Source organism: Pseudoalteromonas sp. OOF1S-7, from assembly GCF_022347765.1.
Taxonomy (GTDB): domain Bacteria; phylum Pseudomonadota; class Gammaproteobacteria; order Enterobacterales; family Alteromonadaceae; genus Pseudoalteromonas.
This window is the reverse complement of sequence record NZ_JAKRFZ010000019.1, coordinates 56578-68538: the sequence shown is the minus strand read 5'-3', so window position 1 is coordinate 68538 and position 11961 is coordinate 56578. Positions and strand designations below refer to the sequence as shown.

Here is an 11961-nt window from a genome sequence, read left to right as displayed (position 1 = left end):
ATCAACCGCTTAAGTAAATTCAGTGTACAACAAAAGCGCAGCGAATAAATAACAGGCTGCGCTTAGTTGCGATCAATTAGTTGTTATGGAGCGCGTGCGCAGGTTCATTGCTGAGTGCGCGTTGCGTAGGCAGATAGGTTGCCAGCAAGACCACCAGGCTAAGCACGCCGGTGAGCACCACCGCAGTAACGGCCACATCGGAGAACTCAACCCCAATGGGCACTGACATGGCGTATCCCAGTGTTAAGCCGATCGCCAGCCCGGGCACGGCACCGAGCAGCAATTGTTTGGTCCCTGAGAGCAAAAACTCAAGGGTAATACGACCTTCGCTGGCGCCCAGCGCGCGTTTTACGCCAATTTCCTGAGTGCGCTGCGAAATGGTGTTGGCCATTACCCCGTAAATGCCGCTGGCAGCCAATAACAGTGAAGCTAACCCGAATAGCACAAATACGCCCCCGACAAATCTCAGTGGTGCAACACGTTGCGTGAGGCGCTCATCCAAAGTGGCGATATTGAACACGGGCAGCTGCGGGTCAATCTGATTAACCACCCGGGTTAGTGCGGCTTTAGCACTCTGTGTGTCGCTTTGCAGCTGCACACTAATGTAAACCGCCGCGCGCGGTGATTGCGCAAAAGGCAGGTAGACAGACGGGGTTCTCGTTGCTTTATCTCTGTTCGGCATGGTCTGCACTATGTGCTTAACAACGCCAACAACCTTAAACCACGGCCCTTTGCTGCCATCTTCGTTAATGAACTGCACACGTTGTCCAACCGGTTGCGCTGTGTTCATGTACTGCTGTACAAAACTGTCTGTGACAATCACGGTGCGCTTATCCTCGGTGTTGTCGGAGTCATTAAAAAAGCGTCCTTCGAGTAATTTTGACTCTAAGTGTTGCAATGCGCCCGGCATAACGGCTACCTGATTGGCTCTGGGGTAACTGGCCAAACCTTGCTGACCATATTCCTGACCGGCGACGGCAACAGCGGGGCGTTTATCCCCAAAGCCCGGCAAGGCTGATGTGATCATGTTGCTGTTAAAGCCACTTTGGGCGTCTAACTGCGCTTTAAGTGTTTGTACAAACTGGCGTCTTTGCTCATCGGTTTGATATTGCTCCTCTGGCAGAGTAATTTGCCCGACCAGTTTATCGCCGGTATTTACACCGTAATCTGCATAAGTGGCCTTATAACTGCCCGAGATCATCACCGCAGCAACTATCAAAATGGTAATAGACAAAAATACCTCGCCAATTACCAGCGCTTTGTTGAGCTTACCGGCACTTTTGCCCAGCGCACCGCGTGTACCATCGCGCAGTACGGCGTTAAAGTCGCCATTAATATTGCGCCATGCAGGCAAAAAGCCGGTGACAAAAATGGTCCCCACCAGGAAGGCAAAAAACACTTTCAGGGTGTAGGCGTCTATGCCAAAGTCCCACCAAAACGGCGGTCTGTCGGTAAAAAACTGATTGGTGACGGTTTGCGTTATCTCCAGTCCCCAGCCAACGAGCAAAAGCCCAATTAGCCCTCCCAAGCCGCAGATCAACAGGCTTTCCCATAACAGTTGGCTCAGCAAACGCCCAGTCGGTGCGCCCAGTGCAACGCGAATGGCTGTTTCCTGAGAGCGCTCAACGGCGCGTGATAACAACAGATTACCCACATTGACGGACGCCAGCACTAAGATAAGGATTGCCGCAGTGTGCATCACATAAACCACCGACATACCGCCATCAGCGGTAGACTGGTGCATGGTAAGTGCATACGCGCTCAGACCCGAATTGGTTTTTGGAAAACGCTGCTCCAGGCGCTGCATGATAAGAGTTAGCTCGTTGTCGAGTTGTTCAATCGATACACCTGGTTTTCTCAGCGCTAACCCGGTTACCTGTGCGTTTTGTTCCCGCGAAACCTGCTGCGGATTGTCGCGCAGCGGTCGCCAAAGCTGAGCCCGGCGCGGGTAGTAATAACCTTCTGGCATCACGCCAATGATGCGATAGGGCTGGCCGTTAATATCCACACTGCGTGACAGGATCTCCTGATCGGCACCAAAATGGTTTTGCCAGATATCGTAACCCAGCACCACCACATTCTGCGCGCCCACTTTGTCTTCTTCGGCTGTGAATGTTCTGCCTAGGAGCGGTGCAGTGCGGGTGAGCTCAAACAAATTGGCACGCGCATCGGCGCTTTCATATCTGCGCGCGCCGTCACGCCCGGCAATATTAACCACTGCTCTACGATAGGCGCTAAACTCACTGGCCCCGCTTAACTGCGCTTCAACCTCGGCAAAATCATGAATATTAAAGTCGCCAAAATTACGCTGGCCATTGGTTGAGGTGGTGATCTCAATTAAATGCTCGCCATCTTCAAAGGGCAAAGGCTTAAATAGCATGGTGTTCATAAATGAAAACAGATAAACACTCAAGCCGAGACCTGTTGCCATCACAAACACAGTGAGTGCGCTAAAGCTGGGCTTTTTTGCCAGCAGGCGCAGGGCATACTTGATATCGCTGCGAATACTCATCGTCTTCCCCTTAACTGTGCACAACATCGGCAAGCTCAGGCTGTGCAGCATGAGTTTTATGATCGGCAATAATGCGGCCATCGAGTACTTCAATCTTGCGCTGTGCCCGCTCGGCTGAACGCGGGTCGTGCGTTACCATACAAATGGTGGCCCCCTCGTGATGAAGGGTATCAAGCAGCGCCAGCACATCATGGGCGTTTTTGGAGTCGAGGTTGCCGGTCGGTTCATCCGCCAGAATTAAACTGGGCGATCCGGCAATGGCGCGGGCGATGGCAACACGTTGCTGCTGACCACCGGATAACTGCGACGGATAATGATTGGTACGATGGCTCATATTAACCTTGGCCAAAGCGTCTGCGGCCATTTGTTTAACCTGCGACTTGCTCAAGTCTTTACGGTAGGTCAGGGGAAGCTCGACGTTTTCCATCACATCTAAGTCACTGATCAAATTAAAAGACTGAAAGATAAACCCGATTTGGTTATTGCGGATCCGGGCGCGCTCCGCTTTGCTGATATTGCTCACTTCGTGTCCGGCAAGCTGGTAACTCCCCGAGGTTGGCGTATCCAGCAGGCCTAACAGCGACAACAGGGTCGACTTACCCGAGCCCGATGGCCCGGAAATGGCAATATATTCTTGCTGGTACACTTGCAGCGACACGTCGTTCAGTGCATGGGTTTCTAAATCGTCAGAGAAAAAGACTTTACGGAGATTTTTTAATGCTAATACAGGCTGAGTCATGGCGGTTTCCTAGTTGATCCTAAATTGGTTAAAACTTTCGAAGCGGCTTGGATCAGACGTGATTATCTGATCGCCTTCTTCAAGTCCTTGAATAATTTGTACATAGTTGACGGAGCCCAGCCCGAGTTGCACGGCTGTACGCGTGGCCATTAAACCATCTGAGCTGAGTTTGTAAATACTGGATTGGGACTGACTTTGGGTAAATAAGGGGCGTGATACATACAGCGTGTTATCAAGCTCTGCGATGGTAATTTCACCATCTACGCTCAGCGCGGGCCGCGCATCATTTGGCAATGGTTCGTTAAAGGCCACATCAACCTGCACATTGCCTTGCATCACCTCAGGGTCGATCCGCGTAATATGCCCCAGTACCTGATTGTTTTGGGTATCTATGGTGACCTTCTGGCCCACTTTGATTTGCTGAATTTGTAGCTCAGGCACTTGCAGCTCAGCGATAAGCGCACCCTGATCAGCCAGTTTAGCAATGTTGCTGCCCATGCTGACATGCTGACCCACCTCCACCGGCAGCGCTAAAATAATGCTATCAATGGAGGCACGCACGCTTAGTTCATCCACTTGCGTTTGAATGCGCGACACCCGGTTTTTTAGCTGGTTGAGCCTGGCAAAGCGGGCATGTTGCTGCGCCTTTAAGCTTTTGGCCGATTCAGCCATTTGCTCTTTTCTGGACGCCAGAGTTTGGCGCGCCTGTTCAAGGGCAATTTTAGCGCGCTGAAAGTCCAGCTTTGAGACCGCACCGGTTTCAATTAACTCAAGGTGCGCCTGATATTCGTGCTCAGCACCATTAAGCGCCATTTGGGCATTGAGCATATCGGCACGCTGTTGTGCAATCGCGGCTTGCTCGGCCAAATCACTGGCCTGGTGCTCAGCCTCAAGCGCCGACAACTCCCATTTTGTTTCGGCCAGCTGTTGCTCTAAGCGTGGATTAGTCAGGCGCACAATCTCATCGCCCCGGCTTACCTCCTGCCCGGGCTTGTACAGCAACGCCTCGACTTTGGCATCGCCACTGGCCGACAGCCATTGCACATTTTCAGGAACCAGCACGCCATTACCACGCACGGTTACCGTGAAACTACCCCTTTTAACCTGATTAATGATCAACGAATTGGCTTTGAGCGTAAGCTCTGCACGTGAGTACTGCCAAAGCTGATATGCACCCAAGGCCAGCGCCACAAGCGCGATAAATACGATGACTAAAGTATGCACAGGCCAGCTCTTTTTAGTCTTTACTGCAATGTCCATTGTCACTCCTGGTCGAATAAGAACAATTTGAGAGTAACAGAGCAGGCTTTGTGCCAAATTTTAAGTGTTTGAAAATTAGTGTTTTTATTTTATTTGAGAGTTGCCAGTCCCATATTTGGGATTTAATTTGGGACTAGGCGCAAAGATGAGACTGGCGGGGAGAGGGGGATTGCAAAGCACAGGGTTAGAATTGATATGCGCACAAAGCCTGCTCCATACCACGCCGTTGTGGCTCGTTACAGGCAAAACCGACAACCACGCCGTCATCCCGGACGTATGCGAGCCGGGATCTGCCTAAACACCACATTGAAGTAAGCTTATGAGCAGATGATATAGTGATCACTGTGTCTGCCAAATAAATGAGTACAGCGGTGATGGCCACTCGGCCAATACAACAAGCAAATAGAGAAAACCAGGCAGTGCCAGCTCCTTGCCAAATAGGAAAAAAGTGGGTCTAATGTTACTCATAAATACGTTGTTCAGGCAGGGAGCGAGTCATGAAGTAACGGTTTAAACCACATATGGTTTAGAACAAAAGTCACTCATCAAAAGCAAATCCCAAAGCATCAACCACACCAGCCGGATACGGCGTGCAAGTAGCGGCCCAGTTCAACAAACGATTATGCGTACTGCGTACGCATGAATACTAAAGCGTTAGGCATCCTCAGAGAGTAACTTATGGAAATTGAAATTTTTATTAGTAAAGGTGGTGACGAAAGCACTGCGCAAAGAGCCTTTGTTGATGCCGTTATTGATGCGCTGAAAACTGCTGGAATAAAATCACGCATCATGTACGAAAACGAGTGGTCACATGAACAACCTCTAAAGGTCATTAAAAAAACCATCGGAGAATGTGATGGGCTTTTGGTGATAGCTTACACGAGGTCTGAGTTTGAGGAAGGCAAAGAACTTCGAAGTAATAAAGAAAAAGAGCTTAATAATATTAAATTACCAACTACGTGGACTCACATTGAGGGGGCTATTGCTTACACATATGAGCTACCTATTTGGATTCTTGCTGAAAGTGGCTTGAAATCTGAGGGCCTTATTGAAAAAGGCTATGACTGGAATGTCTACTGGTCAGAACTGGATGTGGAAGAGGTAAAGTCAGATAAATTTAGAGGCTATCTTCAAAGCTGGAAGCAGGCAATGGAAGAGAGGAAACTTTCAATGCCTAGTTCTGATCCCGACGTCGATCTATCTAAACTGAGCATTGGCAAACTGCTCTCAATGATTTCATTACCACAATTAGGAAAGTTAATTGGAGTTATCGTGACAGTATTAACTTTAGTCGCAAGCGGCTCATACAAATTAGGCGCTGGTAAATGGCCGTGGCAAGAGGAGCCTAACAATCAAATGCAGCAGACGCAAAAAACGCGCGGCTGATTTGGGCGTTAGGCGATCAAGATAACCTATGGACTTGGTGATATGTATAAAAAAGCATTATTAGTAATTAACCTCATCTTTTTTAGTTTAATTTTATCGGGTTGCTCTGACTCTAGGAAAATTGAAAGTTTAAAACAGCAACTACAGGACTCTAGTGAGCGAAATCAAACTTTATGGCGTCAACGAAACGAACTGAGAAGTGAAGTTACCCGCGTGCGGAGTGAACTTGAGTTCTCCAAGGTAAAAATACAAGAATTCCAAGAAGACCATAAATTAACTAAAGATATGGTCGCGTTGCTAGCAACTGGAAAATATCAGGATGCAATTGAAGTTGCTAAGTCTATCGATCAAGGATGGTTTGATGAAATAGATAGACAAGTGCTAGCTCAAAATAAATTGATATCAGAGCTTAAACGAGAGTCTGAAATTCGAAAAGTACAAGATAAAATGAATACAAAAGAAATGGAAAATGACTTTCATGAATTCATCGTAACTTCTGTGATTATGGTTCTAAAAGCGTTAATCGTAGTTGTGTTGCTTTCTAGTTTTGTATGTGTTTGTTTCCTAATATACAAAGGTGTAGATTTATCTGATAAATTGGTTCGTTCGGCAGGGGTAATTGGCTTTCTAATTTTGTATTTTATATCATCTTTTTATGGCTATTCTTTATCTTCGTTAATGTTGAATTCTGCTGTTGTTTCAGCACCTTTACTGCAAGTGTTCATCCAATGGGCCGTTCCATTTGTGGCTGGTGGTTTTTTTGCCTTCACAATAAAAAGGCAGCTTAAAAAAGAAAAATTTCATGGTGAAAGATGGCTAATTGTAGTTACTACACTTCTATTCTGCATGTTACTTGATGTTTTTTTTCGAGTGAAAACTGGTTTAGCTGAGCATGATATACCTATTGCTAACGCTACATTTGTTGTAGGTCTTTTCATCACATTGTTTTTTCATTTAAAACCTGAACTAAAACAAGAGGAAGCAATCGCCTAACAAGTGCATAAACTCGGATTCGTACTGCTGTGGCGTTTTTGCTGATCCGTTTCGCGGGAAAAACCACCCCAGCAGCAATCACCGGTTATGCGATCGTTATAGCGCAAGGGAATTATGCAGATAGATTTAAGTACAATTAAAACGGAAGAACAGCTACATGTTCTTTTGTCGTCAGCATTCTCTTTCCCTGATTTTTATGGTCATAATTGGGATGCGTTTTGGGATTCAATTACAGGTTTAATTGAATTGCCAGCAAATATAGAATTTACGGGTTCTCAAAAGTTTCGGTTAGCTCTACCAAGTTCATATCAGCAACTTCAAACGTGCTTCACCGACTTAAAAATTGAGTACCCAAGTATAAATTGCAGTGTGGTTTGGAGCTAATGCGCTATAACAAGTTGCTCAAGTTTACTCACTGCGTTCGTTGGGACAATAAATAGTTGGCTGGCGCTTCGCGCAAGTATAGCCAACCATTTATTGCCCCTTAGCTAAGCGTTAGGCTTCCGAATAAAATGGAGTTAAAAATGAAGCTAAGATCTTATCTAGTGATATGGGTATTTTTGCTATTTTCGCCATTAGTCTATTCGAACTCTTCTGTAGAAAATGACATAACACCACTTGATCTCACTAAGGTGGTAGATCAGCCTTTGGAGAACCCTGTAGGTAAATCTAAAAATTTAATAGAAGAGAGTAAGTTAAACGTATCGCCAGCCGAAGCTCCGGTAGATATTAACAGCACAGCACAAGATGAAGTAGATGATTCTATTCAACAAAATGTGCCCGAAGCTTCCAGTCCGGTTCAACAAGAAAAGTCTGAAAATGTTAATTTTTTGCCAGATCAGAATGACAAAAAACTATTATCCAATTTACCAAGCGACAATTCTATTGAAAAGGAAGTTGCCGCTACGCTGGCAGAGCTAAGGTCATTTTTGAAATCTAAGCAAGAGTCTCCACCATTGCAAGAGAAGCTACTGAAACTGCTAACAGGTATAGCTACAGTTATAGGCTCGATCCTTGCCTCCTATATTTCATATGTCGGGCTAACACAAATTCCCTTCTTTGAGAAAAACAAAGGGTTTATTGCAGGGATTTTTGGAACAATAGCATTCTTAGTCGGACTATATGTTATTTCGGGTATTATTGTTTCGGTTATATATGTATTTATCGCCGTTTTAGTACTGCTCCTTGCTATTCTGGTGTTTGGTGCTCAGCTAATTGGAGTAATTGATGAAAAATACCCAGAAATAAAAGCAAAAATACTGAATTCAATTACGGGGAGTGGAAAAGATACTCCTCTGAAGGCCCTAACTAGAAAGAATGTTGGCTCTCTTGAATCTTGGCTGTCAAATATAGTTTTTGTGCAACAGATTAGCGGGGAGCCAGAGCTTGAATTAATAGGCTCTTTTGTAGAGGGGTATACCTCCACAAGGTTTACTGTAAACCCTGATGCAAAAATATCAGCCCACTGGAAAAATGTTGACGACAGAATGCTTGTGCCAATAGCAGCTAAACTTGAAATTTATAATGCGGAAAATGGTCAAGAGGCCGAAGTTCTTAATTTTCAAACTGGTTTAGTAGTCGTGAGAGAGGGTGAAAGAACAAAATTTGAAAAGTTTAATGTGGAAGGTTACTCAATTCTTAATGCTTCTCTCGTACAGTGGAATTTAGAAAAGTATAAAAAAATAATAGAAGAACAAGAAAGGTTGAGAGCAAGTTTTAATTTAAGTGAAACTCAATCTATTTAAGCCTAACAAGTCAAAGCACTCGGACGCAGCTAGCTGCGCCGGTGTTTTAGGCGTTAGCGCTTTTGGTGGTCTAATTTATTATGAAGATTATTACTAAAGATTTCATCACGATTTTTAATGCTTTTTGGTATAGAGATTTTCCTCTCGTTAAAGAGTTAAAAGAGGTCGGCTCAAGAGCTGAGTGGACTATCCATCTCGGTATCTGTACTAGATCTACAGCTGACTTGTTAGGTTATTTCACTTACTTCGAAAGTGGTGGGCGAACTGATGCAATAATAAAAAATAATGATGAAAAAGTTATTGCTCATTTAGAATGGGAATGGAAAGAGCCTAGGTTTAAAGAAAAAGTTAATGAAGTTAGGCAACTCCATAGCGCTAGAGACAATTGTGAGTTTTCGGTTTTTGTTTCCTATTCAGATAATCGATACCATGATGAAAATTTAAAAGCTGTTATAGATCAATGGGGCTCTGTAGCCGAGCCTTTAGTCCTTATTTTAATAAGGTTTAATAGAAACGGTAGGCGTATTTTTGATCTAATGGAGACTTACCACATACAAAATGGAAAGGTTCGAAAAGTCAGAAAACAAAATGCTCTACCTTGGGAAGTTTCAGGAAAACGCTGGGAAGATCAGCGCTAACAAGTTGCTTAAACGGACAAAAAACAGTTGGCTTTTGCTCGTACCTCGCTTATTTTAGCCAACAATTTTTAGCCGCTTATTGCGGCGTTACAAATGACCCACCCTCACATAAATCAATGCGCCATCCTCTTTCGTAAAAGGCGTATGTTTGCTCATGTGAGGGCTGCGAAACCAGGTGCCTGTGGGATATTGGCCATGCTCATCGTAAAACGTGCCTTCTAAAACAAAGATTTCCTCTCCTCCCCAATGGGTATGCAGTTGAAATTGAGTGTTAGGTGACCATTTTACCAGGGCGACCTTCTCGCCTTTAAACTCATGCAACGGCATGACCGTTAGTCCATCAACAAGCCCTTGGTGCCAAGGGTGGTTCTGAGTGTCTATTACTTTTTGTTCTGTGTCGTCCTGAGCAAATTGATGTAGCTTTACCAATATAGTTGCCCCTTCTTTACCTATATTTGGTGTGTGAGACGTACCAATTGGATTGCGCACATAGCTCCCCTTTGCGTAGTTCTGATGCTCGTCCGAAAACACACCATCAAGTACTAGGAATTCTTCGCCACCACTATGAGTGTGTGGCGAAAACCTTGTGTATGGTGCATAACGAACGATAGAGGTCGCTCGTGCGACTTCATCTCCAATGCGATCAAGCATCATGCGCTCAACGCCAGGCATCGGAGAATCAACCCACTTATAGTCGGCGGGTCGAATTACAACACGTTGCTTGAAATCAGCATTGATTAAAGTAGTCATATTGACCTCCAATAAAAATGGTTGCCTAATTTCTGCCAGCCATAACACCGCCGTCAACGTCCCAAATCGCGCCTGTTATCCAGCTTGCACTCTCGTTCAATAGAAACATAATAGCGTTGGCAATGTCATCTGGTGTGCCAATACGACCGATGGGGTGGAAACTGTCAAATCCTGCAAGGGCATCGTCCACTTCTGCCGGGTTGATAAAAGTTTCGTAAATTGGGGTTTTCACTACCGCTGGTGACACTGCATTTACCCTAATATTATGGTCGGCCAGCTCCATTGCCATATGCTGCGTTAGCGCGTGTAATCCTGCTTTTGCCATGGAATAAGCAGAAGAAGGAGTTGCTTTGATCGCCTGCTTAGCCCACATTGAACCAATATGAACAATAGAACCACCGCCATTGTTACGCATATTCTGGGATACGGCTTGGCTTATAAAAAAGGTAGCCCGATTCAGTGCAGCATAAGCATCATAATCCTCAAATCCGTGCTCTAAATAAGGCTTAGGATTGAAGTAACCTGCCGAATTAACAAGGTACTGAATATGTCTTTGGTCCGAGTTTATCGTTTGAATGACTCTATCAACATCTTGTTGCTCATAGAGATTGGCTTGTAATGTCTCAATAATAGTGTCATTGCTCGCTATTGCGATTAACTGAGACTTGGCCGACTCCAGCTTGTCAACGTTGTTGCCTAAGATAATAACACTGGTTCCCTGAGCGATGAGTTGTTTTGCTGTTGCCAAACCCATTCCACTTGAACCACCGATGATTAATGCAATATTTGAAGTTGTCATGGATTTTCTCCGATATATGTTAAGGTACGGAGATAATTTATCGAACCACTGTCGCGTTAAAAAGTAAGTACAAATTGGTAAGGTAGGTACTTTTTGGTACATCTTTATGAAAGATAGAGAAAAAAAATATTTAAGAAAAACTGCACCGACTGAAAGTGCAAAGATAGTGGAGACTATTTATGGCTGTAAATGGTCTCTTACGGTTTATCAGCTCTTGGCAGATGGGATCAATCGGCCTGGTGAAATGGTCCGCAGCATTGAAGGTTTAACCACTAAAGTTCTGAACCAGTGCCTGCGTAAAAATACGGAGTTTGGGATCCTGGAGCGAATTTCTTACAATGAGGTGCCACCGAGGGTAGAGTACAAAGTCACTGACTTCGGGACTAAATTTATGAAAGTCCTTGATGAGCTTGAAAAACTACAACATGAAATTGAAAAAAAGATATAAGCAGAATATGGTCAGTTAATTATGAATTTTGAAAAACAAGGCGAAGTATTTGCGTATATTGGCTTGTAACAAAGGCCCCAGAAAACCAAAAACACTACAACTTTCGAAGACATCTACCTCAAAATTCATGTGAAGACTATACGTTGTTGACCTTAAGCCTATACTTAATGAGTTTGATGTTAGCGGACTACGGCAAGGAAGAGGAGCATAGTAATTTTAACTGGACTCCTTCGCAATTCTTACTTATCTGGCTCTAAGTAAAATTGATACTAGGGCTTGTTTTCTACAGATAGCAGCATACTTGAAGGCTAGTGCTCTGGATGGTAGGTTATTGTTCTTATTCAGAGTAAAAATTTTAGCGGTGGATCAGAAGAAACAAGCAGAGCAGGGCTTCACCGAGCTTATCAATATTATAATTTATCTATCTAAGGATAATCACCATCAGAAAGTTACTTGAGAGAGCATCAATTTCGTTTGTTGGGTTTCTACTTTTATTTATTTGGTTTTTATTATCAGATAACCCTCTTTATGCATTAGGCTTTGGTGGCGTTTTTGTATTGTTTTGTTCTGAACATATATTTAATTTCATGAACCGAAAAAAAGTGTTTGGCATTCAGAGGCTATCAGGCCCTATACTTCAAAGGACTATATCTATTTTGCTCCCAGGTTTTATTTTGCTTTGCCTGTACTC

11 protein-coding genes are annotated in these 11961 nt (G+C 44.4%); 6 read left to right on the top strand and 5 right to left on the bottom strand.

From position 1 onward, the window contains the following. Positions 1-76 precede the first annotated feature (76 nt). The 3 genes from MHN33_RS20505 to MHN33_RS20495 are packed head-to-tail and all read right to left on the bottom strand — an operon-like array spanning position 77 to position 4511. A complete protein-coding gene (locus tag MHN33_RS20505; protein WP_239400888.1) occupies positions 77-2512 on the bottom strand; it encodes an ADOP family duplicated permease in 2436 nt (811 codons plus the stop codon). 10 nt (positions 2513-2522) lie between these two features. Continuing rightward, positions 2523-3251, bottom strand: coding sequence for an ABC transporter ATP-binding protein (locus MHN33_RS20500; RefSeq protein ID WP_239400886.1), 729 nt, complete (start codon positions 3249-3251; stop codon positions 2523-2525). Between the two features lie 9 nt (positions 3252-3260). After that, positions 3261-4511, bottom strand: a complete 1251-nt coding sequence (locus MHN33_RS20495; RefSeq protein WP_239400884.1) for an HlyD family efflux transporter periplasmic adaptor subunit — start codon at positions 4509-4511, stop codon at positions 3261-3263. Positions 4512-5189: 678 nt separating this feature from the next. On the opposite strand from MHN33_RS20495, the gene MHN33_RS20490 reads away from it, so the two are divergent. The 5 genes from MHN33_RS20490 to MHN33_RS20470 all read left to right on the top strand — a co-directional run bounded on the left by MHN33_RS20490 (position 5190) and on the right by MHN33_RS20470 (position 9273). Next, positions 5190-5897, top strand: a complete 708-nt coding sequence (locus tag MHN33_RS20490) for a hypothetical protein (RefSeq protein ID WP_239400882.1) — start codon at positions 5190-5192, stop codon at positions 5895-5897. A gap of 42 nt (positions 5898-5939) precedes the next feature. Then, on the top strand, positions 5940-6890 hold the full coding sequence (locus tag MHN33_RS20485) for a hypothetical protein (protein WP_239400880.1): 951 nt from the start codon (positions 5940-5942) through the stop codon (positions 6888-6890). 114 nt (positions 6891-7004) lie between these two features. Next, the gene (locus tag MHN33_RS20480; RefSeq protein ID WP_239400878.1) at positions 7005-7274 is read left to right on the top strand and encodes a barstar family protein; all 270 of its coding nucleotides are present in this window, start codon (positions 7005-7007) and stop codon (positions 7272-7274) included. A gap of 140 nt (positions 7275-7414) precedes the next feature. After that, positions 7415-8635 carry a hypothetical protein gene (locus MHN33_RS20475; RefSeq protein WP_239400876.1) on the top strand — a complete coding sequence of 407 codons (1221 nt, stop codon included), beginning with the start codon at positions 7415-7417 and terminating at the stop codon, positions 8633-8635. A gap of 80 nt (positions 8636-8715) precedes the next feature. Continuing rightward, positions 8716-9273, top strand: a complete 558-nt coding sequence (locus MHN33_RS20470; RefSeq protein ID WP_239400874.1) for a hypothetical protein — start codon at positions 8716-8718, stop codon at positions 9271-9273. Positions 9274-9360: 87 nt separating this feature from the next. Here the strand turns inward: MHN33_RS20470 and MHN33_RS20465 are convergent, their stop codons facing one another. Together MHN33_RS20465 and MHN33_RS20460 are read right to left on the bottom strand one after the other, a co-directional pair. Beyond that, positions 9361-10023 (bottom strand): cupin domain-containing protein, encoded by a 663-nt coding sequence (locus tag MHN33_RS20465; protein ID WP_239400872.1) that lies wholly within the window; start codon positions 10021-10023, stop codon positions 9361-9363. 25 nt (positions 10024-10048) lie between these two features. Then, positions 10049-10822 carry an SDR family oxidoreductase gene (locus MHN33_RS20460; protein ID WP_239400870.1) on the bottom strand — a complete coding sequence of 258 codons (774 nt, stop codon included), beginning with the start codon at positions 10820-10822 and terminating at the stop codon, positions 10049-10051. A 106-nt stretch (positions 10823-10928) separates the two neighbouring features. Between MHN33_RS20460 and MHN33_RS20455 the strand changes: the two genes are divergently transcribed. Then, positions 10929-11270 carry a winged helix-turn-helix transcriptional regulator gene (locus MHN33_RS20455; protein ID WP_239400868.1) on the top strand — a complete coding sequence of 114 codons (342 nt, stop codon included), beginning with the start codon at positions 10929-10931 and terminating at the stop codon, positions 11268-11270. Positions 11271-11961 lie beyond the last annotated feature (691 nt).

Excerpts from the sequence above, each read along its gene's own strand:
- MHN33_RS20475 (WP_239400876.1), top strand. The coding sequence starts at position 7,415 with ATGAAGCTAAGATCTTATCTAGTGATATGGGTATTTTTGCTATTTTCG.
- MHN33_RS20460 (WP_239400870.1), bottom strand. The coding sequence starts at position 10,822 with ATGACAACTTCAAATATTGCATTAATCATCGGTGGTTCAAGTGGAATG.
- MHN33_RS20465 (WP_239400872.1), bottom strand. The coding sequence starts at position 10,023 with ATGACTACTTTAATCAATGCTGATTTCAAGCAACGTGTTGTAATTCGA.
- MHN33_RS20505 (WP_239400888.1), bottom strand. The coding sequence starts at position 2,512 with ATGAGTATTCGCAGCGATATCAAGTATGCCCTGCGCCTGCTGGCAAAA.
- MHN33_RS20455 (WP_239400868.1), top strand. The coding sequence starts at position 10,929 with ATGAAAGATAGAGAAAAAAAATATTTAAGAAAAACTGCACCGACTGAA.
- MHN33_RS20470 (WP_239400874.1), top strand. The coding sequence starts at position 8,716 with ATGAAGATTATTACTAAAGATTTCATCACGATTTTTAATGCTTTTTGG.
- MHN33_RS20495 (WP_239400884.1), bottom strand. The coding sequence starts at position 4,511 with ATGGACATTGCAGTAAAGACTAAAAAGAGCTGGCCTGTGCATACTTTA.
- MHN33_RS20500 (WP_239400886.1), bottom strand. The coding sequence starts at position 3,251 with ATGACTCAGCCTGTATTAGCATTAAAAAATCTCCGTAAAGTCTTTTTC.
- MHN33_RS20490 (WP_239400882.1), top strand. The coding sequence starts at position 5,190 with ATGGAAATTGAAATTTTTATTAGTAAAGGTGGTGACGAAAGCACTGCG.
- MHN33_RS20485 (WP_239400880.1), top strand. The coding sequence starts at position 5,940 with ATGTATAAAAAAGCATTATTAGTAATTAACCTCATCTTTTTTAGTTTA.
- MHN33_RS20480 (WP_239400878.1), top strand. The coding sequence starts at position 7,005 with ATGCAGATAGATTTAAGTACAATTAAAACGGAAGAACAGCTACATGTT.